Raw genomic sequence first — 24,330 nt, forward strand, 5'->3', positions numbered from 1 at the left:
AAATGATGGGCCAGCGATGAGACTATTTATAAGTATTCTCCTGGTCTTCGCCCTGGGTATTGGGGCACTGGCCCATTTGACGCAAGGGTTCTCCGCCCTGACAGCCGAGACGGCCCGTCGCAATGATGTTGCCGCCTCGCCGCGTCTGATCTCCGATGTCGAAGTACTGCTCCCTGCCGGGGGCAGTACCCAACTAAGCTCTCTGCTGCAAAACGATGGCCGTATTACCATCGTCAATTTCATCTATACCCGCTGTGTCACGCTATGTCTGGCGATGGGCTCGGAGTATCAGCAACTGCAAAAAGCGATTGTGGACGAAGGCTTGCAGGACCGTATCCGCCTGCTGAGCATCAGTTTTGATCCCACCGATTCGCCTGATCACCTGCGCCGCTATAGCAAAACCATGAAGGCCAATCCGGACGTCTGGCAATTTGTCACCATGATGCCCGGCGAACAGCGTCAACGTGTGCTGGATGATTTTGGTATCGTCGTTATTCCCGCCCCTTTTGATGAGTACGAGCACAACGCGGCCTATCACGTTGTCAGTGCCGAACCGCGCCTGGGTCGTATCGTGGATTACGGTGAACCTATGTTGGCCCTGGCGTATGCCAAGCGTGCCCTCGAGGATCTGGATAAGAAGGGAGCGATGTAATGTCCTTAAAACGTGTCGTCGACTCCCCTAAAGTACGTCCTTATTTTGGTAGTGCCCTGGCATTGGTGGCAGCTTTGCTGTTTGCTGCCGCAGCCTTCTGGGATCGCCCGCTGACCGCCTCCATGAGTCTGCACATGCTGGTGCATATTCCCTTGTTGGTCCTGTCGGGCATTACCTTGCAACTGGCCTTGCGCTACCAGGGAGTTGGACGTTCGGCTGCCATGCAGTCTTTACTACGCCCGTATTACGCCTTGAATGAATATGGTTTGCCTGGCCTGATCATGGTCAGCTTTGCGGCGGCTTACTGGATGGTTCCCAAAGCACTGGACGATGTGCTGGTATCGCCTCCCATGGCTACTGCCAAATATATCGGTCTGGTCTTGATGGGCATGTTGTTCATGGAGTCCTGGCGCCGCGCCCATCTGGTGTTTCGTCTGTTCTTCTTTGGTAACTTCAGTTGGATGATGGCCATTGTTGGTCTGCTGTATTACGACAATCCGGTTCGGCTCTGTAATTTCTATCTGCAGTCTGACCAAGAGATTGCCGGCATAGGCCTGGTTATCATGGCTTGTGTGCTGCCATTGCTTTGGCTCTTGTCTGAGAGCAAGGCAGTGATCGCCTTTTTGCGGCAATAATACCCATCCATTTTGTTTTGCAGGTGTCCTCATGAGCCATACCGTTTCCAACAGCGATACCCGTCTGTACCGACGCAACAGCTTTTTTGACCAGATTCTGAGCGAGACGAATCGGGCCCTGGAAGTATTGGGACGTTCGGCACGCGCGTCGCGCCCGAATCCCGCTGGCAAGGAAGTGTCCGAGATCACGGCTGACGAAGCCCGCCATGCTGCCGGCCTGATGCGTGTGAACCATGTAGGCGAGATTTGCGCCCAAGCCTTGTACCGTAGCCAGGCCATGTTGTGCAAAGATCCCCAGGCAAGCGAAGTGCTGCTGCAAGCTGCGCAGGAAGAGGTGGATCACCTGTCCTGGTGCGATGACCGTTTGCGCGAGCTCGATAGCCGCCCCAGCGTGTTCAACCCCTTGTGGTATGCCGGTTCTTTCGCGTTAGGCTTGCTCGCCAGCCGGGCAGGGGTGCCTTATAACCTGGGCTTTATGGCCGAGACCGAGCGCCAGGTTGAAGAGCATCTGGAAAGCCATCTGGAGTCCTTGCCTGCTACAGACAATCGTTCGCGCCGGATCGTAGAAAAAATGCGCGATGACGAGATTGAGCATCGTCGTACCGCCGAGAATCATGGGGCTGTGGGTTTGCCTCCACCTGTCAAAACCTTGATGCGCATGATGTCCAAAGTCATGACGACAACGGCGTATCGCTTGTAAAAGGGGTTCTGGGCCTAGTCACTTCTTCGTGAGTGCTGAGCTTTCAGGGATGCAAGCAGCAATAACGGGTCAATTACTGACCCGTTTTTCTTTGTGGGTTTGGAGCTTGTTTGGCGGCTTAGGGTTAACGACTAGATACCTGGACTGATATTTGCGTTAGGAAATTGATGCATTAATGCGACAAGATACGCATCTAAGGGTTTTCCACAGCATTTATCTTGCATTGCACCATTTTTGTGGGTAGACTTTAGTTATTGGATGTTGAAAAGAAAGCGGGAAAAACAAGCGTAATAACCCTTAGCTTTCTGGCTCGATACTTTATCTGGTAGCCCAACTTGCCACGATTGTCTCCTCCACCCTCCTCCTTTGGTGGATTTGCCCGAGATCTCTAGATCTCGGGTTTTTTTTGCCCGTATCTTTTGTTTGTGAGTGTCCTGTCTTGAAGGGCCAGCATTTACGGGGCTTCTGGCCTTGTTGATACCCGTGCGGCTCGCCGCCGCTGTTTTGGCTTCACATGAAAAAAAATACTGCACAGTCTGAATAGGAAAAGCCTTGCCCATCATAGTGGATGGACAAGGCTTTTTTTATCGCCAAGGTTGAGCGAACTTACTTCTGTGGAACCGTGGCCACATGCAGCAGGTTGGTGCGACCGCTGGTGCCAAAAGGAACACCGGCAATCATCACGATGGTGTCGCCCGCCTGGGCGAACTCATGTTGCGCTGCCATATCGGTAGCGTGGTCGATCATCTCGCCCAGATCGCTGACGTCCTCGCAAGGCACGGCATGGACACCCCAGGCCAAGCTCAGACGGCGTGCGGTTTCCACACGGGGTGTCAGTGCCAGGATAGGGGCGATGGGCCGTTCACGGCTGGCACGCAAGGCGCTAAAGCCAGTCGTGGTGTAGGCCACGTTCGTTGCCGGTTCCAGAATGCTGGCCACGCGACGCAGGGCGCAGCAGATCGCGTCTGCGGTGCTGGCTTCAGCGGTGCTGTGGTTGGCTTCCAGAATGGTGCGCCAGCTAGGATCGTTTTCGATTTCCTTGATGATGCTATCCATGATGGACACTGCTTCCAGTGGAAACTGGCCGGAGGCCGATTCGGCGGACAGCATGACGGCATCGGCACCCGAATAGATGGCGGTAGCCACGTCGGAAGCTTCAGCACGTGTAGGCACCGGCGAGGTAATCATGGATTCCAGCATCTGTGTAGCGACAACCACCGGACGGCCTGCCGCACGGGCAGTACGCACGATTTGACGCTGCAACACAGGCACGCGCTGGGGTGGGACTTCCACGCCCAGGTCGCCACGTGCCACCATCACGCCATCACACAGCTGGACAATTTCTTCCAGGTGTTCCAGCGCTTGCGGTTTTTCCAGCTTGGCCATGATCCAGGCCTTGTCGCCGATCAGCTCGCGGGCTTCACGGATGTCGCCAGGACGTTGCACAAAGGACAGCGCAACCCAATCCACGCCCAATTCCAGTCCAAACTTCAGATCGATCAGGTCTTTTTCGGTCAAGGGCGAGATAGGCAGTACCACGCCGGGTACGTTCACGCCCTTGCGGTCGGACAGCGGGCCGCCGACCATGACCGTGGTTTCTGCAAAATCCGGACCAAAGCTGTCCACACGCAGACGCAGCTTGCCGTCATCGAGCAGCAGGTCTGTCTCATCTTCCAGTGCAGCGAAGATTTCGGGGTGAGGCAGGTAGGCACGCTGGCTGGTCCCTTCGGCGGGGTCCAGGTCCAGGCGGAATTTCTGGCCGGTTTCCAATGTCACGCGGCCATCTTGCATTTTGCCAACGCGCAGCTTGGGCCCTTGCAGGTCCATCAGAATACCGATACTGCGACCGGTTTCCTGTTCAATCTGACGAATGGTGTGATAGCGCGCGGCATGGTCTTCATGTGTGCCGTGGCTGAAGTTCAGGCGGAACACATCAGCGCCGGCCTCGAACAGTTCACGAATGCGTTCTGGCGTAGAACTGGCAGGACCCAGGGTAGCCAGAATGCGGGAATGACGTTGACGTTTCATGGGTTGTTGTCCTTAGGGGGATCGATAGCTCAAAGAGCAGCGATACCGGCGCGGGCGATCTGAGCGTCTTCAGGTGCCTTTACGCCGGACACGCCGACTGCACCAATGACTTGACCGTCCACCACAATCGGCTCGCCGCCTTCCAGTGGCGTGATGGGCATGGACAGAGCGGCAAAGCGACCATTGTTGACCATGTCTTCAAAAACCTTGCTGGGCTTGCCACCGCCCAGCACGCATGTGTGTGCCTTGGCGGGAGCAACCTGCGCGCTCATCAAGGGAGCGCCGTCCATACGTTGCATCCAGAGCGCGTGACCGCCTGCATCGCAAATGGCGATGCTGACAGCCCAGTTGTTCTTCAGCGCTTCTTGCTCGGCAGCAGCAGCAATTTTTTTAACATCGGCCAGGGTCAGTACTTTCGTGTCTCTCATGTCCAGTCCTTTAAGAAAAGCGTTAATCGCTAGGGGTTAAAACCAGAATTGCACGGAAATCGTTGACGTTGGTCAGGGTAGGGCCCGTAACCAAAGCGTCATCCAAGGCTTCAAAGAAGCCATGACCATCATTATTGTCCAGACTGGCCCTTGGGCGTATACCTTGTTGCCAGGCACGCTCCAAAGTGTCCGGACCGCAGAAGGCTCCGGCAATTTCTTCCTGGCCATCCACACCGTCGGTATCGCCGGCCAAACCGTAGATACCGGGTGCCCCGTTCAAGGCAATGGCGGTGGACAACAGAAACTCCACATTGCGACCGCCACGGCCCTGGCCGCGCAAGGTCACGGTGGTTTCTCCGCCCGAGAGCAGCACGCAGGGGGCCTGGGCAGGCTGGCCATGCTGGGAAACGCTCAGGGCAATACCAGCCATGACTTTGCCTACATCGCGCGCTTCGCCTTCAATGCTGTCGCCCAGCAAGACGGGACGCACCCCACGGGCTTCAGCGACACGAGCTGCAGCCAGCAGGGCCAGTTGGGGTGTGGCGACCAGATGGGTGGTGACATGAGCCAGGCGTGGATCGTCAGGCTTGATGGTTTCGCCATCGCCGCTCTCCAGCAGGGCGCGGGCTGCGGCAGGAATTTCGATGCCGTAGCGGGTAATGATTTCCAGCGCTTGCTCGCATGTGGTGGGATCTGCCACCGTGGGGCCAGAAGCGATGTCCATGGGCTTGTCGCCGGGAACATCGGAAATCAGCAGGTTCAGGACGCGGGCGGGGGCACAAGCCGCTGCCAGACGGCCACCTTTGATGGCGGACAGGTGGCGGCGTACCGTGTTCATCTCACCAATCGAAGCGCCCGATTTCAGCAGCGCTTTGTTGATGGCTTGTTTATCCGCCAGGGTGATGCCTTCTCCGGCCAAAGGCAGCAGAGACGAGCCGCCACCGGAAATCAGGCAAATAACCAGATCGTCTTCGTTCAGATCGCTGACCGTGCGCAAAATTTCGCGGGCCGCGTCTTCACCGGCCTGGTCCGGCACGGGGTGAGAGGCCTCCAGAATCTTGATGTGATCACAAGGCACGCCGTAGCCATAGCGGGTGACGACAACACCGCTGATGGGGCCTTTGTCCCAGTGACGCTCCAGTGCCTGGGCCATCGCTGCCGATGCTTTGCCAGCACCGATCACAATGGTGCGGCCTTTGGGAGCATCGGGCAGATAAGGCGGGATGCAATGTTCAGGCTGAGCCGCGTTGACGGCAGCTTGAAACATTTTGCTGAGTAAGTCTTGTGGCTCGATCTTCATGGGTCAATCCTAATGCAGAGTGACGGCAACAAACCATCTTACTGCGCTACAACACGCCTTCACCTCCCCGCTTTGACTTGCAGCCTTCGAGAAAGATTGTGCTGTCTGGGGGGCTTGGCGGTAAAAAAAAGCGGGCCGCAGCCCGCTTGCTGGATGCCCCGACCGTGGTGGCTTGATGCATGGAAGAAACCAGCCCGGACAGGAGCATCCTTGAACCGATCTTATTGACCAATCTCGTAGTTGGCCATGATTTCCAGAGCGCGGACCATGGCGGAGTGATCTTGTGCGGCGCCACCGTGGGCGGCGCAGGTATTGAACAGCTCCTGGGCCGTTGCGGTGTTGGGCAGTGCTACACCCAGCTGGCGCGCCGTGGTCAGGGCCAGGTTCAAGTCTTTCTGGTGCAGTTCGATGCGGAAGCCTGGATCAAACGTGCGCTTGACCATGCGCTCACCGTGAACTTCCAGAATACGGGAGTTTGCGAAACCGCCCATCAGCGCTTCACGAACCTTGCCTGCATCGGCACCGGCCTTGGAGGCCAGCAACAGGGCTTCGCCCACGGCTTCAATGGTCAAGGCCACGATGATCTGGTTGGCCACTTTGGTGATCTGGCCGTCGCCGTAGCTGCCGACCAGGGTGATGTTCTTGCCCATCAGTTCAAACAGGGGCTTGACCTTGTCGAAGGCCTCCTGCTTGCCGCCGACCATGATGGTCAGCGAGCCAGCCTTGGCACCGACTTCGCCACCGGACACAGGAGCGTCCAGGTATTCGCAGCCCAGCTTGACGATGCGCTCGGCAAAGTCTTTCGTGGCCACGGGGGAGATGGAGCTCATGTCCACCACGATCTTGCCAGCGGTCAGACCGGCGGCAATGCCGTCTTCGCCAAACAGCGCATCTTCCACGTGCGGGGTGTCGGGCACCATCGTGATGATGATGTCAGCCTGACGGGTTACTTCGGTGCCGTTGGCGCAAACGGTGGCGCCAGCTTCTTTCACGCTTTTGGGGAAGTCGCCACGGGTGTAGGCAAACAGCTCATGACCACCTTTGATCAGGTTGACGGCCATGGGTGCGCCCATGATGCCCAAACCAATAAAACCGATTTTAGCCATTGTGTAATCTCCTAATAATTATCTGCAGGTATTCGACGATCAGGCAGTGACTTCAGTCAGTTCAGTCATCCAGCCCAGGCCATCCTTGGTCACGCCGGCGGGCTTGTACTCGCCGCCGATCCAGCCCTGGTAGCCAATGCTGTCGATGTACTTGAACAGCCAGGCGTAGTTGATCTCGCCTGTGCCCGGTTCGTTGCGGCCTGGGTTATCCGCGATCTGGATGTGTGCAATCTTGTCCAGGTGCTTTTTCATGGTGGCAGCCAGCTCGCCTTCCATGCGCTGGGCGTGGTAGACGTCGTACTGGATGAACAGATTGTCCGAACCCACGTCCTGCAACAGCGCCGCGGCCTGTTCGGTACGGTTCAGGTAGAAACCGGGAATGTCGAAGGTATTGATGGGTTCAACCAGCAGGCGCAGGCCGGCGTCTTTCAACTTGGCGGCAGCAAACTGCAGATTGCTGACCAAGGTCTTGTGAGCCAGTTCGCGGTCTGCACCTTCGGCCAGCTTGCCAGCCAGGCAGTTGACTTGCTTGCAGCCCAGCGCGGTGGCGTATTCAATGGCACGGCCTACGCCGTCCTGGAATTCACCCACGCGCTCGGGCAGGATTGCAATGCCGCGCTCGCCGCCGTCCCAGTCGCCCGCAGGCAGGTTGTGCAACACTTGGGTCAAACCGTGTTGTTGCAGTTTGTCAGCCAGCTGCTGTTTGTCGTAGGCGTAGGGGAACAGGTACTCCACTCCCTTGAAACCAGCTTCGGCCGCTGCCTGGAAGCGATCCAGGAAGTCGTGCTCGTTAAACAGCATGGTCAGGTTGGCGGCAAATTTTGGCATAGTGCTACTCCGTTTTTTAAATCAGCAATCAGTCCATCAGCGAGATGGCGGTGGGGGCGTCAATACCCGCTTCGGCCAGGGACTCGAATTCCGTCACATTGTGCAGTTCGGTACCCATGGCAATGTTGGTGACGCGCTCCAGGATCAGTTCGATCACAACCGGCACGCTGAACTCTTTCATCCATGCGCGAGCCTGTTCAATGGCGGGCTGGATGTCTTCGGGTTTGTGTACGCGGATGGCCTTGCAACCCAGACCTTCCACCACGGTGATGTGATCCACACCATAACCTTCGGTTTCAGGGGCGTTGATGTTGTCAAAGGCCAGCTGTACACAATAGTCCATCTCGAAGCCACGCTGTGCCTGACGGATCAGACCCAGGTAGGCGTTGTTGACCAGAATATGGATGTAAGGCAGCTTGAACTGCGCGCCCACGGCCAGTTCTTCAATCATGAACTGGAAGTCGTAGTCGCCCGAAATGGCCACCACTTCACGACCTGGGTCAGCGGCGACCACACCCAGGGCGGCGGGAATGGTCCAGCCCAATGGGCCTGCCTGACCGCAGTTGATCCAGTGACGTGGTTTGTACACGTGCAGGAACTGGGCGGCAGCAATCTGCGACAGACCAATGGTGCTGACGTAGGTGGTCGAAGGACCAAAGGCGCGGTTCATTTCTTCGTAAACGCGCTGAGGCTTCAGGGGTACGTTGTCGAAATTGGTCTTGCGCTGCAAGGTGGCCTTGCGCTTCTGGCAGTCGGCTACCCAGGCGGCGCGGTCGCGCAGCTTGCCAGCAGCCTTGTATTCCTTGGCGACTTCAATGAACAGTTTCAATGCAGCGCCAGCGTCCGAGGCAATGCCCAGATCAGGGCCAAATACGCGGCCGATCTGTGTAGGCTCGATGTCCACGTGCACGAACTTGCGGCCTTCGGTGTAGACGTCTACGGAACCGGTGTGGCGGTTGGCCCAGCGGTTACCGATACCGAATACAAAGTCCGATGCCAGCAAGGTCTGGTTGCCGTAGCGGTGCGAGGTTTGCAGGCCAACCATGCCAGCCATCAATGGGTGATCGTCGGCCACAGTACCCCAGCCCATCAGAGTCGGGATAACGGGTACGTTGACCAGCTCGGCAAATTCCTGCAGCAGCTCGGATGCGTTGGCGTTGATGACGCCGCCACCGGATACGATCAGCGGACGCTCGGAAGCGTTCAGCAGTTCGATGGCTTTTTCAGCCTGGGCACGGGTGGCAGCAGGCTTGTAGGCTTCCAGCGGGGAGTAGGTATCCAGATCAAATTCGATCTCGGCCATCTGCACGTCGATAGGCATATCGATCAGCACAGGACCAGGACGGCCAGAGCGCATGATGTGGAAAGCCTGCTGGAACACGCGCGGGATCAGATCGGGTTCGCGCACGGTGACGGCCCACTTGGTCACGGGCTTGGCAATGGATTCAATGTCCACAGCCTGGAAGTCTTCCTTGTACAGGCGGGCACGAGGGGCCTGGCCGGTAATGCACAGAATTGGGATCGAGTCAGCCGATGCGGAGTACAGGCCGGTGATCATGTCTGTGCCAGCGGGGCCGGAAGTACCGATACATACGCCGATATTGCCGGGATTGGCACGGGTAAAACCTTCGGCCATGTGGGAAGCGCCTTCCACGTGGCGGGCGAGAATGTGATCAAAGCCACCTTCCTTGCGCAGTGCGGAGTAGAAGGGGTTGATTGCGGCGCCAGGCACGCCAAATACGGTGCTCACGCCTTCTTTACGTAAAATCGCGGCGGCGGCGTCCACTGCTCTCATTCGAGCCATTGATATCTCCTAGATCATCGTTTGACGAAATTCACAACTCGATAATAAGGAGTGATAGCCCTGCCTAGAAATGGTGGTACGATTGTTTCTATCGATACTTGGAGTATTGAATGAGCCGTTATACCGAAATTCGAAGTTTTGCGCTGGTCGCTGAAAAAGGCAGTTTTGCGGCTGCTTCCGTGATCGAAGGCGTTACCCCGGTGGTGATGGGTAGGCGCCTGGATGCCTTGGAGCAGAGACTGGGGGTGCGTTTGATGCACCGGTCCACGCGCGGGCTGACGTTGACTGATCTGGGCGAGCAGTTTCTGGAGCAGTGCAAACAAATTCTGAAGGATTTTGAAGAAGCCGAAGCCAGCATAAGCGCCCAGCGTAGAGTGGTGCGCGGGCACTTGGTGGTATCGGCTCCGGCTGCCTTTGGGCGCCGTCATGTGGCACCGCATGCCTTGTCCTTCAAGAAGCGTTACCCCGAGCTGAAACTATCTTTCAACTTCACCGACAGCGTGGTGGATCTGGTGCGCGAAGGTTATGACATGGCCTTGCGTATTGGCGAGGTCACTGACCCCAACTATGTGGCGGTACGTCTGTATCCGAACCGCCGTGTGGTGTGTGGTACGCCCGAGTATTTCGAGCGTCACGGGGTGCCGCGCGTACCGGAAGATCTGGCCCGTCATAACTGTCTGGCCTTCAACTTGCAGGGTGGGCAGCAACGCGGCTGGACCTTCTTGCGGGATGGTCGTCCTTTGGCGGTACGGGTTGATGGTGATCTGGATTGCAATGACGGTGAATTGCTTTTTAACTGGGTCAAGCAGGGCTGGGGGATAGGTTGGCGCTCCACCTGGGAAATTCAGCCAGAGCTCAAGCGGGGCGAGCTGGTGACGGTGCTGAACGAGTTCGAGATTCCCAGTTATGACATTCAGGCGGTGTATCAGCAGCAGCGCTATCTGCCGGCCAAAGTGCGGCGCTTTATTGATTATTTGCGTGCCATCTACAACACGCCGGGTTACTGGGACGGTGAGGTGCAGTTCTAGGATTTTTACGCTTTGGAATGAAAAAACCGCTTCGAAAAGCGGTTTTTTTGCTGCGTACGACTTAGAAATGCCATTCCAGCTGTACGGTTGGAGCGCTGGTTTTGATACCGGGTTTCAGGCTGCCGTCTGCCTTGTAGCGGTTACCGAACTTGTTGTACCAGTACTCGTAGCCAATCCCCACCCACAAGGTGTTCTTCTTGTCGAAGGCCACTTTACCCACGTCGGCCATCAGGGATGTACGGACCAATACTTCAGACTTGGTGCTGATGCCCGCGTAGTCATCACCTTTGGGGCCGGCGTAGTTGGCAAAGCCCTGGAACTTCAAAGGCACTGAACCCACATCAAAGGGCAGATTCCAGTTCAGGCTGGCTAAAAACTGGGTGTCGAAAGAGCGGCGGCTGTCCGGGCAGGCGGGAGCACTCAGACCGCAGTGGTTCCACTCCTTACCCACCATCAGGCTCAGGTCCACAAAGCCTCGGGGTACATCGAATTTGAAGGTTGGGCCCAGTACCAGCAGGCGTTTGCGCGGTGCAAAGGCGGTGTTTTTGGTGTTCAGGTCAAAGCCCGCTGTGATGGCCACATCTTTTACGGGGCCGAAGCTCAGATCCTTGTCGAATACCTTGCCCATGGAGAGCTGGTGACGATAGGTGGCGTAGAACTCGGTGGCGCCATTGCTGCCATTCCCGTTGGAGGGATCGTAGCGGTCCGACTGCAGGATATCCAGGTTGAAGAAGTTCTGGCCCAGGCTGTAGCCGTTGACGTGTGTCAGGCTCAGGATGTGCTTCTGAATAGTCCGATCGTTCATCGGCTCGGTGTATTGCGTGCTGAAGCGGTAGCCTAAAAAGGTGTCGCTCCAGTCAGCTGCCAAGGCGGGGCTGGACAGCAGGGCGGCGGCCAGCGGGGCGCATGCCCAGCGAGCAGGGTGTAGCTTTTTCATGGTGTCTCCTCTTTGTTTGAGCACAAGCAGGTCCCTGGGATCTGATGTCCCTTATGGCCTGCGGCCTTAGTTTTCTTTGAGTGGGTGTTACTGACCTTGCTTAGATTAATTATGGGCAGTCGATACTTTTATGAAGGTACTGCGGAAATTTGAACAGCCGCCCATTTCAGGCAGGACGGCTGTTCAAAAAGGGGCTTAGCCGTTTTGCGAGGCCAGGTGATTGCCGCTGTCTTCAGTCGCTTTTTGAGCAGCGGCCTGTTTGCGGGCCTGGGTAGCAGCGGTGGATTCAACGGTGTGGCCTTGGTCGGCGTATTTTTCCATGCCGTTGAAAAACAGGTTCAACAAGATGGCAGATACGGCAGCCAGCAAGATTCCGCTATGCAGCAAGGGAGCCAGAGCAGGGGGCATCTTGTCCAGCAGGTGCTCGGCAACCAGGGGAATCATGCCAAAGCCCAGGCTGATGGCCACGATATAGGGGTTGTAAGGGTTGCGGTTCAGGTTGGCCGACATCAGGATCTTGATGCCGGTAGCGGCCACCATGCCGAACATCACAATGCCAGCACCGCCCAGAACGTAGTTGGGGATGGAGGCCACAATGAAAGCCATTTTTGGGAACAGGCCCAGCATGATCAGGAAGGCACCACCCATGACACATACCCAGCGGCTGCGCACGCCGGTCACGCTGACCAGGCCCACGTTTTGCGAGAACGAGCTGTGCGGGAAGGTGTTCATGATGCCGCCCACCAGGGTACCCAGACCGTCGGTACGCAGACCGCGCACCAGCGCTTCTCGGTCGGTAGGACGGCCGCAGATGGAACCCAATGCCAGGAACATGCCCAGAGACTCAACCATGATCACCACCATGATCAGGGACAGGACTGCCGCTGCGCCCAGCAGGGCCCAGCTGAAAGTAGGCACGCCAAAGTGGAATGGAGTCACCACCGCAAACCAGCTGGTCTGATCCAGACCTTCAAAGGTGATGCGACCCATGGCCAAAGAGACAAAGAAACCGACCAGCAGACCAATCAGCACTGCCACGTTTGCCAGGAAACCGCGTGCAAACTTGGTGATCAGCAGGATCACAGTCAGCACCATCAGGGCAATGCCCAGGTTTTCCAGCGAGCCGTATTCGGGGTTGGGGATGGACAGGCCGGTGGCCGGATCTGTAATAGTGGGAGCGCCGCCACCAATCCAGTTCAGACCTACACGCATCAGTGTCACACCAATAACGGTGATGATGATGCCGGTCACGACCGGGGGGAACAGGCCCATCAGACGGCTAAATACCGGAGCAATCAGAATACTGAAGATACCGGCCAGGATGGTGGCGCCAAAAATACCGGGCAGGCCCAGTTGTGGATCCAGGCCAATGGCGATCATGGGGCTGACCGCTGCAAAGGATACGCCCATCATGACGGGCAGTTTGATGCCGAACATACCCAGGCCACGAGCCTGGATGATGGTGATCAGGCCACAGCACAGCAGGTCGGCATTAATCAGGAATGCGATCTGTTCCTTGGACAGGCCCAAGGCCGCACCAATGATCAGGGGGACAGCAACTGCGCCCGCGTACATCACCATGACGTGTTGCAAACCAAGGGTTGCCAGGCGCCCCGTTGGTAGGCGTTCGTCTACACCGTCACAAGCAGCAGGTGTGGACACTTCTGGGTTGGCGGACATCCGGGTCTCCTTATTAATACGTTATGCGCAGCCGATGCCTGGGCCGCGTAAGCATAAAGTTATCGGATGGGCCCTATCACTGGAAGGCAGTACGGCTTGATAAGTAGAATACGTAAAAGCGTATGGCAGGCTGATGCTGACAGGGGGGGAAGGATATATGCCCTGTAGATGGGGCCTGTGTTCAGGCCACGCCCTAGCAGATTCCTGCTTTTTTCATGCATTTTTCAGCGCTAGGGGTATTGCCCACCTAGTCCATCCTGAAAATCTATGTTAGTAGCCTCCAAACTACTGTTTGATTTACGTTTGAAGAGCCGTTAAGGTGCTGAAAGATATAAAAAAAGCGGCCCTGTGGCCGCTTTTTCATGGGTCTGATTTACTTGTCCGACCACAGGACGCCGGCCGTGGCCCAGTCCTCGCGTTTGACATCGGTAAAGACCACATCGACGGCCTCCGGGGTACAGCCAAGCACGCGACAGGCTTCTTTAGTCAGGGCCTGGGCGAGCTCACGCTTGATTTCCACGGGACGGCCGTCGAATAGTTGTACGTTAATAGAAGGCATAAAAGCTCCGTAGGGGTGGAAAGGGTCTTAGCGGCAAAAATCCGGCTCGCTCTGATAGAGCTTGCGCAGCAAGGCTGGCCATTCTAACAAGCCCTCTGGCTCATCCCCGGGTAAAAGCTGGCGATGTGTCAAATCCAGCACATCCGTCGGGGGCAGGTGCAGTTGCGGGCTGGCAGCCATGGCCGAGAGCTGAATGCGACAGGCGCGCTCCAAGGCATCCATCAGGACATAAGCTTCGGCAACAGTACGGCCACAGGTCAGGGCACCGTGATTGCGCAAGAGCAGGGCGGGATAGGAGCCTAATTGCTTGAGCAGGGCCTCTTGCTCCTGGGGCGGGAAGGCCAGACCGGCATAGTCGTGATAGCCAATATCCTGCCAGAACCGCATGGCGTGTTGCGATAGAGGCAGCAGTCCACAGGACAGAGCCGAGACGGCAATCGAGGCATCTGTATGTAAGTGGATGACACAGTGTGCATCCGCTCGGGCGCGGTGAACGGCTCCGTGAATGGCAAAACCGCTGGGGTTGGCACGACGGCCAGTGCCGTCCACAACCTGGCCCTGGGTATCAATCAAGAGCAGATTGGAAGCGCAGATTTCATCAAAGCGCAAACCGAAGGGATTGATCAGGAAAGTGTCGTCGTGGCCGGACAGGCGCAGGGAGATATGGGTGTAGATGATATCGTCCCAGCCCTGGCGGGCCGCCAGCCGGTAGGCGGCGGCCAGATTGACACGGGCGCGCCAGTGCTCAGGATCAATATCGGCCGGACGATGGGCGTAAATGGCCGCTATGTCCGGCGTGATGGGACAGGACTGGCTCACGCTGCTGTGGTTTCCAGTTCAGCAATGATGGCTTTTTCTTCCAGCTGAATCACATCGCAGTTGTCGCCGGGACCTTTGCGGTCAATCACGATAAAGTCGGCCACTTGATTCAGTGCCATCAAGGGGTGGTGCCAAACGCCAGTTGCGTAGTTCACGCCCTGGTCGCCACGGGCCAGGAACAGGCGTAGATCGCTTGCCTTGGGAGTCGGGCCAGCAGGGGCCACAATCACCAGATACGGTTGGCCGGACTGCGGAATGAAGGCCTGGCTCCCTTTGGGGTGGCGTTCCATCATTTCCACGGTAAAGGGCAGGGTGCGTGGCTGACCACGGAAAATGGACACAATCGCGTGGCCGTCTGCACCCGGCTCGATCTTGGCCAGGTCGTGGTAGCGCTCGGTATTGCCCTCATTGATGGTGAAGTGCTGAACCGTGTCGGAGGCCTCGATGACATCACCAAAGGGGGCGAAGGCTTCGGCTGTCAGGGTTTCCAACTTCAATGTGATTGTCATGGTAGAGGTCCTTGGTAGGGCAGACCCGCGTGGGGCTGAAAGCAGCCGCGCCACGAAGGGTCAGAGGAAACAAAGGGCAGCGTGCCCGCAGGCTGGCGCTACCCCGTGAACTGGATGGGTCAACAAGACCCGGCAGGCAGCAAAATCAGCCCAGCAGCGCATCCAGACGGAAACGGGCAATCTTGCCGATTTCAGTCAGACAAGCTTGAAACTCGGTTTCAGCACTGTTGTTCAGACGAGCTTCTACTGTATCCATGATTTGGTAACGGCTCAAACCCTTGACGGCAATCACGAAGGGAAAACCGAAGCGCTCACGGTATTGGGCATTCAGGCCACGCAGACGGGCCAGCTCTTCGGCCGAACACTGATCCAGGCCGGCGCCACGTTGTTCGCCTGTCGATGCGGTGGTCAGGGTCCCTTGCTCGGCTTCTTTACCAGCCAGCTCGGGGTGAGCACAGATCAGGTTCTTCTGTTCTTCGTGCGATGCTTCTTGGACCACTTGCACCATGCAGGCGTGCAACTGATCCACGCTTTCAAAGGGACGCTGGTTCCAGCTACGCTCAGGGACCCAGGGGGAATGTTCAAAAATACCTTCGAGCTTTTCCACGAATTGGCTCTGATCCAGGCTGGAGAGTTCGGTGAGCGCCTGTGTGGTGGTAAGGGTTTGAGTAGTCATGTGTCAGTCCGATTATCTAAGCGTAAATAGTGCGAGCCGAGGCGGCTCCAGGACCAGGCCTGGAGGCCGTTTTATCAAGGGTAGTGGGTGGGCGTTTACACGGTATGTTTGATTTATTCAAACCCTTATAAACCACCGCCTGTGGGCTATGATTTTCTTATATGGGACCAGTTTAAGTTTTCTGTTTATAAATAAAATAGAATTAGGCGTATAAATGATATATGCCATCTCGTATTGTGCATGTATGTCATTATCATGGTGGAAAAAAGCGTAAGAAGGAGAGAATAAGATGGCCGCCCGACGTGGGGATAACCCGCTTGATACCTATCTCTTGAGGGTATTTTGCTTACTCGTTACCGAGCGCAGTGTCTCGCGTACCGCGTTCAAAATGAACCAGTCGCAGCCTGCTATCAGTGCGGCCTTACGACGCTTGCGTGACATTATTGGCGATCCTTTGCTGGTGCGTGAAAAAGGGGGCATGGTGCCTACCGAGCGCGCCATTGGCCTGCTGGCTCATGCCAAAGGAGCCTTGGCCGAGATTGACTGTATGGTTAATGCACCAGACAGTTTCGACCCTCAGGTAAGTCGCAGTGAGTTTCATATCGGAGCGCCAGATTATCTGGCGCCTGTCTTTATTGGCGGAGTGGTCGAGCGTATGCGTCGCGAGGCACCGGGGGCACGCTTGAATCTGCATTCTCTGGATGCCAGCTTTGATTTTGAGCGTTCTTTGGCGGAAGGCGACCTGGATATGGTCATTGGGAACTGGCCCGAACCGCCCGATCGCATGCACCTGTCCGTGCTGCTGGAAGATCAGATTGTTTGCCTGGTAGCGGCAACGCACCCCTTGGCTCGCAAGGGGTTGACCATGGATGATTACGTGCGGGCGCGCCATGTGGTGCCTATGCCGTATTCCATCAACCAGCGCGGTGTCATCGATACGACCTTGGCGACCCTGCGTATTCAGCGTGATGAAAGTGTGGCGGTGCAGTCCTTCTCGGCAGCACCGTATTTGCTACAGAATACAGACCTGATTTTTACGACTTCGCGTCATTTCGCCGAGTTTTATTGTCGACTATTGCCCCTGGCGATTCTGGAGGCCCCGCTGGAGTTTCCGCCCATGCGCTTTTATCAGCTCTGGCATGAACGTAACCGGCATTCGCCCAGCCATCGCTGGTTACGGCGACTCCTGACCGAGTGCGGTAATCAACTGGCCTCGACAGAACCGTTGCCGCAACCCGATTCCTGAGCCCCAATCCCGCAAAATACTTGCTTTCGGGCTCGCGCTCGGGCAAATTAGCGAGCTACTCCTGCCTACACGAAAGTGATACGGGACTTGACGGAAATTGTTGCATTTAATGCGACTGGTCACGGACACAAGCCGGAAGGCAGGTTGATAATGTGTAGTTCCTAACCTAGCAGGTGTTTTGCGGTGTCTTTACCTCAGATGGGGGAGTCTCTTACCTGGTTGTATATCTGTGTCGTGGCTTTTATGGTCGGCGGGCTGATCGTGGCCTCCGAACGTTGGCATGGCCGTCTGACCGGGGACAGCGACCTTAGTAAACCCCAAGCGTCCCATTCTCGTCCTACCCCGCGTGTGGGTGGTCTGGCCGTGGTGGCAGGCAGTTTGGCTGGCTTGCTGGTCCTTGGGCCCAGCAATATGACACTGACCTGGCTGTGGCCGGTCTTGTTTCTGGCTGCCATGCCGGTATTTGTGGCGGGCCTGGTCGAGGACATCACCAAGGACGTAGGTTCTCTGAAACGCTTGCTGGCCGCTTTCCTGTCGGCCGCGATTGCCTGGTGGCTGTTGGGTGGTGTGTCGCGTGTTGGGGTGAGCTGGGCTGATTGGGTTCTGGGTTTCTGGCCCATTTCGCTGCTCTTTACCATGATTGCGGTAGGCGGCTGTACCCATGCCCTGAATATTATTGACGGTATGAATGGCCTGGCCGGCATGATCGCCACCTTGATGGCGCTGTCCCTGGCTCTGGTGGCCTTGCAGGTGCAGGACATTCCGATTTTCCTGATTGCCGCCTCGCTGGCGTCGGCCACCCTGGGCTTTCTGGTATGGAACTTTCCTTTTGGACGGGTCTTTCTGGGGGATGGGGGCGCATATTTCCTGGGCTTCATGCTGGCTGAACTGGCTGTGCAACTGGTGGTGCGCAACCCCAGTGTGTCGCCGTTTTACGCCTTGGCCGTGCTGTTTTACCCTGTTTTTGAAACCATGTTTTCGATCTGGCGTCGCCGTTTCAAACGCGGTGTGCCTGTGGATCAGCCGGACGCGCTGCACCTGCATCAACTGGTGTTCCGTCGTCTGGTGCGTTCCACGTTCAGTCGTGACAGTGGCGGAGCCTTGCCCGCGTTTTGTAATGCCATGACCTCGCCTTACCTGTGGGTACTGGCCCTGATCGGTTTGGTACCAGCCACGATCTGGTGGGACAATACTTGGGCTTTGTGTGCCAGCATGCTGGCCTTCTCACTGGTTTATATCTGGCTCTATTCCCGTCTGGTTTCGTGGCGTCGCCCTTCCTGGCTGCTGCTACCCTCGGTACGGCGGCGGATAGATCGGGACTGATACTGTCAGGCGTTCGAGATTATTCCTTGCGCATAGCGCTAACTGGAGAATGAAGTTGCAACTTGAGAATGTGAAACTGGCCGTCATCGGCTTGGGATATGTCGGTTTGCCTTTGGCTGTAGAGTTTGGCAAAAAGCGTTCCGTTATTGGTTTTGACATTAACGCGCGTCGTGTCGCCGAACTCAAGGAAGGGGTAGACCGCACGTTGGAGGTCGAGAGCGAAGAACTGGCCCAGGCCAGTGGCTTGAGCTACTCCTGCGAGGCCGATGAACTGGCCCAGGCCAATGTGTTCATTGTGACGGTGCCCACGCCTATCGATGAATTCAAACAGCCTGATCTGACTCCTCTGGTCCGCGCTTCCGAGACCATCGGTAAAGTGCTCAAGCGTGGTGACATCGTGGTTTACGAGTCCACGGTTTACCCCGGTGCGACCGAAGAAGTGTGTGTGCCTGTGCTGGAGCAAGTGTCGGGCCTGCGCTTTAACGAAGATTTCTACGCGGGGTACAGCCCGGAGCGTATCAATCCAGGCGACAAGGAACACCGCGTCTCCACCATCAAGAAAGTCACTTCCGGCTCGACCCCTGAAGTCGCTGAATTGGTCGACGCCTTGTACCGCGAGATCATTGTGGTGGGTACCTTCAAGGCTAGCTCCATTCGTGTGGCAGAAGCGGCCAAGGTGATCGAGAACACCCAGCGCGACGTGAATATCGCCCTGATCAACGAATTGGCTCTGATCTTCAACCGTCTGGGCATCGATACCCTGGACGTGCTGGAAGCGGCGGGCACCAAGTGGAACTTCCTGCCTTTCCGTCCTGGTCTGGTGGGTGGTCACTGCATTGGCGTGGACCCGTACTACCTGACCCACAAGGCGCAAGCCATTGGCTACCACCCCGAGATCATTCTGGCTGGCCGCCGTCTGAACGACTCCATGGGCGGCTATGTGGCCTCCCAACTGGTTAAAGCCATGACCAAGCGCCGCATTCAGGTGCAAGGTTCGCGCGTCTTGTTGCTGGGTCTGGCCTTTAAAGAAAACTGCCCGGACCTGCGTAACACCCGTATTGTCGATATCGTGCATGAACTCAAGCAATACGATGTTCACGTAGATGTATACGATCCATGGGTTGACCCTAAAGAAGCGCAACATGAATACGGTATTACTCCGGTCGAGACTCCTAAAGCGGGTGAGTACGACGGGGTGATCGTGGCTGTGGCCCACAAGCAGTTCAAGGAATTGGGTGTGGAAGGTGTGCGCCAATGGGGCAAGCCCGAGCATGTGCTCTACGACTTGAAGTATGTGTTTGATCGCGAACAATCCGATCTGCGTCTTTAATTTTGGAAAGCATTATGAGCGCTGCATTTGAACAGGCGAGCCAGCAACTGCGTAATCAGCCTAAAACCTGGCTGGTTACGGGTTGTGCCGGCTTTATCGGTTCCAACCTGCTGGAAGCCCTGCTGAAAATGGATCAGCAGGTGGTAGGTCTGGATAACTTTGCAACCGGCCATCAATACAACCTGGACGAAGTGCGCGATCAGGTTGGTGCCGAGCGCTGGGCCCGTTTTCGCTTTATTGAAGGCGATATCCGCAATCTGGATACCTGTCGCGAAGCTGTTAAAGGCGTGGACTATGTGCTGCACCAGGCCGCTTTGGGGTCGGTGCCTCGTTCCTTGAACGATCCGCTGACTTCCAATGAGGTCAACGTGAACGGCGCCTTGAACGTGATGGTGGCTGCGCGTGACGAACAGGTTAAAGCCTTTGTTTATGCGGCTTCCAGTTCCACCTATGGCGACCATCCCGGTTTGCCCAAGGTGGAGGATACGATTGGTCGTCCACTGTCTCCCTACGCCGTCACCAAGTTCGTGAACGAGCTGTATGCGGACGTGTTTGCCCGTGCCTATGGCTTTTCCAGCGTGGGCCTGCGTTACTTCAATGTATTTGGCAAACGTCAGGACCCCAATGGTGCTTACGCTGCGGTGATCCCCAAATGGGTATCGGCCATGATCCAGAACCAGGATGTGCAAATCAATGGGGATGGCCAAACCAGCCGCGATTTCTGCTTTATCGACAACGTTATTCAGATGAATATCCTGGCCGCCGTGCAGCAAAAACCTGCTGTGGCCGAAGTCTATAACGTGGCCGTCAATGCTCGCACCAGTTTGAATGAGCTGTTCGAGCACTTGAAGCAGACCTTGAGTGCAAATGGTGTGAACTACACCAAACAGCCCATCTATGCGGACTTCCGCGCGGGCGATGTGCTGCACTCTCAAGCCGATATCACTAAGGCTCGCACCCAATTGGGTTACGAGCCGACTCACACGATTTTGCAGGGCCTGAATACAGCCATGCCCTGGTACGTGGCGTTTCTGAGTTGATTTGGGCCAGCCTGAAAGCACGTCTGTCTAGTTTGCATGACGACCACCGTCGCATCGCCCTGGGGGCGATGCGGGTGGCGTTTTTTCTGTTGCTGGGCAAGGCAGCGGGCGCTTTCAAAGAAATGGCGGTGGCTTATCGCTACGGTGTGAGCGATGTAGTCGATGCCTATCAGTTCACGATGGTCATGGCCAATTGGCTGCCAGTGACAATCGTTGGCTCCATGTCCGTTGTGCTGATTCCCGTTCTGGTGCGCTTGCATCGTCTGGAACCGGCAGCGCGCAGCCGTTTTCTGGGTGAACTCAAGGCCTGGTGCATTGTGCTGGGCTGCGTGCTGGGTGCATTGATCTGGATTAGCTGGCCCTGGGTGCTGCAATGGACGGGACAGGGTTTAAGTCCTGCAGTCCATGAAATGAGCCAGGAACTGCTGTTTGCCTTTGCGCCAGCGGCGGTTCTGACCCTGATGATTGGCCTGAGTGCCGCCCGTTTGCGGGCGCATGAGCGTCACATCAACACCCTGCTGGAAAGTGTTCCTGCCTTTGTCATCCTGATCTGGGTGCTGGCCGCAGGGGCCAATGCCGGCATTGGCCCCTTGTTGTGGGGCACCTTGCTGGGTATGACGATCCAGGCCGTGTGGCTGATGATTCTGGCTTCTCGGGCTGATCAGATCTGGGCTCGTCCCACGATCAGCTTGCGTGCCGAACAGTGGCCGGATTTGCTCAAGGCCGCCACGATCATGCTGGTGGGGCAGGTTGCCATGAGCTTTGTCGGCCCTATCGACCAATATACGGCGGCCAATCTGGGCGCGAATGCCAACGCGACCTTGGGTTATGCCACGCGCTTGCTGGCCCTGGTTCTAGGTGTGGGGGCGGCCTCTGTAGGCCGTGCTGCCTTGCCTGTGCTGGCTGATATTCAAAGCCGGGGCGATAACGCCCGTGCTCGTTCCATGGCCTTGAAATGGTCGGTCATGATGTTGGCGGCTGGTGGAGTAGCGGCGGCCATCGGCGTCCTGCTGGCTCCTTGGGGCGTGGCACTGCTGTTTGAACGTGGCGCGTTTACCGCGCAGGATACGGCTACCGTCGCCCAGGTTTTTAGCTGGGGACTGGTGCAACTGCCTTTTTATTTTGGGGTGCTGATTCTGGTGCAGTTACTGGCCAGTCAGAACCGGTATAAATCCATGGCAATTATTGCCGTGATCAATTTTTTGGTGAAAGCGGCCCTGAACCCGATTCTGGCGGCGCGCATGGGTCCGTCGGGCATCATGCTGGCGACCAGCCTGATGTATGCGGCTTCTTTCACTTGTTATTTCATCTTGGCTTTGAAGCCAGCCAGTGCCTTTGCGTCTGGTTCGCAGGAATAGGAAAACGTGCACAGTCATTCGGGAGTTCGCCCTCATATCATGCTGCTTATCCACTCTTTGGGTGGGGGCGGGGCAGAACGTGTCGCCGTCGATTTAAGCGCAGCCTGGGTGGCACGCGGCTATCGAGTGTCTCTGGTGACGCAGGCCGGCCGTGACAAAGACGCGTATACCGTAGCAGAGGGCGTAGAGCGCCACGTGCTGGGAACGGCAGGCAGCAGTCGTGGCCGCCTGGATGCCTTGTGGAAGAACTGGCGGCGCGTGAGCCGGGTGCGATCCCTGATACGCAAGAACAAGCCCGATGTGGTGCTGGGGATGATGACGACTTCTTCTGTGCTGGCCATTTCTGCCGCCAAAGGCTTGCCCTGCAAGGTGATTGCTACCGAGCATACGCATCCGCCCTCCCAGTCCTTGTCCTCTTTCTGGCAAAAAGCCCGTTTGCGTACCTATCCGCAAGCTCATGCCGTGATCGCGCTGACTGCTGGTACTGCAGACTGGTTGCGCGAGCATGTGCCCGGCAGCCAGGTTCAGGTAATTCCTAATGCCGTACGCTGGCCTATGGATAGTGCCGAGCCTGTCGTGCCGGTGCCCGAACTGCCAGAAGGCCGCAAACGTTTGCTGGCTGTGGGGCGACTGCACCCGGTTAAAGGGTTTGACACCCTGATCGAATCCTTTGCCATGTTGTCCAACTATTTCCCGGACTGGGACTTGGTGATTCTGGGCGAAGGCGAGCAGCGTGCTCCTCTGGAAGCACGAATTGAAGAGTTGGAGCTGCAAGAGCGGATTCAGCTTCCCGGCCGCGTCGGCAATATGGCGGACTGGTACGAGCAGTCTGATCTGTATGTACTCAGCTCCCGCATGGAAGGCTTGTCCAACAGCCTGCTGGAAGCCATGGCCAGCGGTTTGACCGCGGTTGCCTTTGATTGCGATACCGGCCCGCGCGAGATTATCCGCGCCAATATTGACGGCGTCTTGGTACGCCCGATTGAAGACGTGGAAGCCCTGGCAGCCCATTTATCCGACCTGATGTCCAACGACGACAAGCGTCAGCGATTGGCACGCCGCGCCACGGATGTGCGCGATCGTTTTTCCTCGGCCCGAGTTCTGGCGCTATGGCAGCAAGTGTTGGAACAGTGCTTGCGTCGGCCTTAAAATGGCGCTTTGCCTAGTGCCAGCAGGCCCAAGCTACCCGGTCGATGAGCCCACGGAGGCCCAGTGAATATTCTGTTTTTCGTCAGCTCCCTGAACGCAGGCGGCGCCGAGCGCGTCGCTTCCACCCTGGCCAATGCCTGGGGTTTGCGGGGCGATCAGGTCACCCTGGTGCCTACTTATAGTGGAGGAGGCAGCGCCTTTTACCCTATTGACTCCAAGGTGGAACTGGTGTGGCTGGCCCATCGCATGCGCGGTAGCTGGTTGCCCAAACCCTTGGCCAAGCTGCGCGCCATGCGCAAGCTGGTGCATGAAAAACAGCCTGATGTCATCGTGTCTTTTCTGACCAATGTGAATATCAATGTGTTGCTGGGGCTGGGCGGCATGGGCGTCCCTATTGTGGTGGGTGAACGCACCAACCCGGCCTTTAGCAGCAGCGCAGGCAAGCTGCTGCAAAGCCTGCGCCGCCGTCTGTACCCCAAGGCGCAGGTAGTGACTGTGCAAACCCGAGCCAGTGTGGCGGCGTTCCAGGCCATGGTGCCGGGCATGAAGCAGGTCATGGTGGTTCCCAACCCCTTGCCGCAGGCCTTGAATGCCGTGCAGCGCGAGGTGCGGGTGGAGGAGAACCGTCACTGCACCTTGATGGCCATGGGGCGTCTGGTGCCCTCCAAACGTTTTGATGTCTTGATCCGCGTATTTGCAGGCCTGGCCGCCGAGCATCCGGAGTGGAAATTGAAAATCTGGGGTGATGGCCCGCAGCGAGCCCAATTGGTGCAGCAGATTGCCATGTCCGGCGCGGGCGACCGTATCGAACTGGCCGGCAAGACCGCTGAGCCCTGGCAGGAAATGGCGCGCTCCCATGCCTTTGTCATGACTTCGGAAGTAGAGGGCTTTCCGAACGTGTTGCTGGAAGCCATGGCCATGGGCCTGCCCGCCGTGACGGTTGATTGCCCCAGCGGCCCGCGCGAAATCAGTTCCGATGGCAAGGATGCCCTGCTGGTGCCGGTAGGGGATGAAGGTGCCTTGACTGCCGCCCTGGCCGAGCTGATGGGGGATGGCGTCTTTCGGGGCGTCTTGGGCCGTCGTGCCGCTGCAGCGGTGCGTCAGCGTTATGAACTAGAGCAGGTTTTGCTTAACTGGGACCAGGTCTTTCAGGCCGCCCGTGGCGGTATCGAAGAGGGAGCCAAAGCATGAGTGC

The 24,330-nt window shown here is 57.1% G+C and carries 23 protein-coding genes; 11 read left to right on the forward strand and 12 right to left on the reverse strand.

Features of this window, described 5'->3' with window-relative positions:
• Positions 1-16 precede the first annotated feature (16 nt).
• From ACU6HM_RS08565 to coq7, 3 genes are read left to right on the forward strand one after another with little or no spacing between them, the layout of a single operon-like run.
• A complete protein-coding gene (locus ACU6HM_RS08565) occupies positions 17-652 on the forward strand; it encodes an SCO family protein (RefSeq protein WP_009461119.1) in 636 nt (211 codons plus the stop codon).
• Positions 652-1,287, forward strand: a complete 636-nt coding sequence (locus tag ACU6HM_RS08570) for a hypothetical protein (RefSeq protein WP_239055110.1) — start codon at positions 652-654, stop codon at positions 1,285-1,287. The genes ACU6HM_RS08565 and ACU6HM_RS08570 overlap by 1 nt, the downstream gene beginning before the upstream one ends.
• Before the next feature lie 31 nt (positions 1,288-1,318).
• Complete coding sequence (coq7, locus tag ACU6HM_RS08575) at positions 1,319-1,987, forward strand: 2-polyprenyl-3-methyl-6-methoxy-1,4-benzoquinone monooxygenase (protein ID WP_250756696.1); 669 nt, start codon at positions 1,319-1,321, stop codon at positions 1,985-1,987.
• Between the two features lie 606 nt (positions 1,988-2,593).
• On the opposite strand, the gene pyk is transcribed toward coq7, so the two are convergent.
• From pyk to gcl, 6 genes are all read right to left on the reverse strand, one after another.
• On the reverse strand, positions 2,594-4,015 hold the full coding sequence (pyk, locus tag ACU6HM_RS08580) for a pyruvate kinase (RefSeq protein WP_446763672.1): 1,422 nt from the start codon (positions 4,013-4,015) through the stop codon (positions 2,594-2,596).
• Positions 4,016-4,044: 29 nt separating this feature from the next.
• A complete protein-coding gene (locus ACU6HM_RS08585; protein ID WP_009461115.1) occupies positions 4,045-4,443 on the reverse strand; it encodes a GlcG/HbpS family heme-binding protein in 399 nt (132 codons plus the stop codon).
• A 22-nt stretch (positions 4,444-4,465) separates the two neighbouring features.
• Positions 4,466-5,743, reverse strand: coding sequence for a glycerate kinase type-2 family protein (locus ACU6HM_RS08590; RefSeq protein WP_035271254.1), 1,278 nt, complete (start codon positions 5,741-5,743; stop codon positions 4,466-4,468).
• A gap of 221 nt (positions 5,744-5,964) precedes the next feature.
• Positions 5,965-6,849, reverse strand: coding sequence for a 2-hydroxy-3-oxopropionate reductase (locus ACU6HM_RS08595; protein ID WP_254499765.1), 885 nt, complete (start codon positions 6,847-6,849; stop codon positions 5,965-5,967).
• A 39-nt stretch (positions 6,850-6,888) separates the two neighbouring features.
• On the reverse strand, positions 6,889-7,677 hold the full coding sequence (gene hyi / locus ACU6HM_RS08600) for a hydroxypyruvate isomerase (RefSeq protein ID WP_026485030.1): 789 nt from the start codon (positions 7,675-7,677) through the stop codon (positions 6,889-6,891).
• Between the two features lie 28 nt (positions 7,678-7,705).
• The gene (gene gcl, locus ACU6HM_RS08605; protein WP_009461112.1) at positions 7,706-9,481 is read right to left on the reverse strand and encodes a glyoxylate carboligase; all 1,776 of its coding nucleotides are present in this window, start codon (positions 9,479-9,481) and stop codon (positions 7,706-7,708) included.
• Between the two features lie 110 nt (positions 9,482-9,591).
• Here gcl and ACU6HM_RS08610 point away from each other — a divergent pair, with 110 nt between their 5' ends.
• Positions 9,592-10,509, forward strand: a complete 918-nt coding sequence (locus tag ACU6HM_RS08610) for a LysR family transcriptional regulator (RefSeq protein ID WP_021446969.1) — start codon at positions 9,592-9,594, stop codon at positions 10,507-10,509.
• 61 nt (positions 10,510-10,570) lie between these two features.
• On the opposite strand, the gene ACU6HM_RS08615 is transcribed toward ACU6HM_RS08610, so the two are convergent.
• The 6 genes from ACU6HM_RS08615 to uraD all read right to left on the reverse strand — a co-directional run bounded on the left by ACU6HM_RS08615 (position 10,571) and on the right by uraD (position 15,689).
• Positions 10,571-11,446 carry an outer membrane protein OmpK gene (locus ACU6HM_RS08615; RefSeq protein ID WP_446763673.1) on the reverse strand — a complete coding sequence of 292 codons (876 nt, stop codon included), beginning with the start codon at positions 11,444-11,446 and terminating at the stop codon, positions 10,571-10,573.
• Positions 11,447-11,641: 195 nt separating this feature from the next.
• On the reverse strand, positions 11,642-13,126 hold the full coding sequence (locus ACU6HM_RS08620) for a nucleobase:cation symporter-2 family protein (RefSeq protein ID WP_022983253.1): 1,485 nt from the start codon (positions 13,124-13,126) through the stop codon (positions 11,642-11,644).
• 373 nt (positions 13,127-13,499) lie between these two features.
• On the reverse strand, positions 13,500-13,685 hold the full coding sequence (locus ACU6HM_RS08625) for a 4-oxalocrotonate tautomerase (protein WP_009461108.1): 186 nt from the start codon (positions 13,683-13,685) through the stop codon (positions 13,500-13,502).
• Between the two features lie 27 nt (positions 13,686-13,712).
• Positions 13,713-14,504, reverse strand: coding sequence for a class II aldolase/adducin family protein (locus tag ACU6HM_RS08630; RefSeq protein ID WP_446763674.1), 792 nt, complete (start codon positions 14,502-14,504; stop codon positions 13,713-13,715).
• Positions 14,501-15,013: an ureidoglycolate lyase gene (locus ACU6HM_RS08635; RefSeq protein WP_035271249.1), complete on the reverse strand. Its 513-nt coding sequence runs from the start codon at positions 15,011-15,013 to the stop codon at positions 14,501-14,503. The genes ACU6HM_RS08630 and ACU6HM_RS08635 overlap by 4 nt, the downstream gene beginning before the upstream one ends.
• A gap of 145 nt (positions 15,014-15,158) precedes the next feature.
• On the reverse strand, positions 15,159-15,689 hold the full coding sequence (uraD, locus tag ACU6HM_RS08640; protein ID WP_009461104.1) for a 2-oxo-4-hydroxy-4-carboxy-5-ureidoimidazoline decarboxylase: 531 nt from the start codon (positions 15,687-15,689) through the stop codon (positions 15,159-15,161).
• Between the two features lie 289 nt (positions 15,690-15,978).
• Here uraD and ACU6HM_RS08645 point away from each other — a divergent pair, with 289 nt between their 5' ends.
• The 7 genes from ACU6HM_RS08645 (at position 15,979) to ACU6HM_RS08675 (ending at position 24,326) form a co-directional block, all read left to right on the forward strand.
• Positions 15,979-16,935, forward strand: coding sequence for a LysR family transcriptional regulator (locus tag ACU6HM_RS08645; protein WP_009461103.1), 957 nt, complete (start codon positions 15,979-15,981; stop codon positions 16,933-16,935).
• Between the two features lie 198 nt (positions 16,936-17,133).
• Positions 17,134-18,258, forward strand: a complete 1,125-nt coding sequence (locus ACU6HM_RS08650; protein WP_009461102.1) for an MraY family glycosyltransferase — start codon at positions 17,134-17,136, stop codon at positions 18,256-18,258.
• A 49-nt stretch (positions 18,259-18,307) separates the two neighbouring features.
• The gene (tviB, locus tag ACU6HM_RS08655) at positions 18,308-19,588 is read left to right on the forward strand and encodes a Vi polysaccharide biosynthesis UDP-N-acetylglucosamine C-6 dehydrogenase TviB (RefSeq protein WP_022983251.1); all 1,281 of its coding nucleotides are present in this window, start codon (positions 18,308-18,310) and stop codon (positions 19,586-19,588) included.
• Between the two features lie 14 nt (positions 19,589-19,602).
• Positions 19,603-20,628 (forward strand): SDR family oxidoreductase, encoded by a 1,026-nt coding sequence (locus ACU6HM_RS08660; protein WP_022983250.1) that lies wholly within the window; start codon positions 19,603-19,605, stop codon positions 20,626-20,628.
• The gene (murJ, locus tag ACU6HM_RS08665) at positions 20,625-21,986 is read left to right on the forward strand and encodes a murein biosynthesis integral membrane protein MurJ (RefSeq protein ID WP_009461100.1); all 1,362 of its coding nucleotides are present in this window, start codon (positions 20,625-20,627) and stop codon (positions 21,984-21,986) included. Before ACU6HM_RS08660 ends, murJ begins: the two co-directional genes overlap by 4 nt.
• A gap of 39 nt (positions 21,987-22,025) precedes the next feature.
• Positions 22,026-23,135: a glycosyltransferase family 4 protein gene (locus tag ACU6HM_RS08670; RefSeq protein WP_060186276.1), complete on the forward strand. Its 1,110-nt coding sequence runs from the start codon at positions 22,026-22,028 to the stop codon at positions 23,133-23,135.
• Positions 23,136-23,198: 63 nt separating this feature from the next.
• Entirely contained in the window at positions 23,199-24,326 is a 1,128-nt protein-coding gene (locus ACU6HM_RS08675; protein WP_009461098.1) for a glycosyltransferase family 4 protein, read from the forward strand.
• Positions 24,327-24,330 lie beyond the last annotated feature (4 nt).

The organism is Alcaligenes sp. RM2, assembly GCF_052931795.1.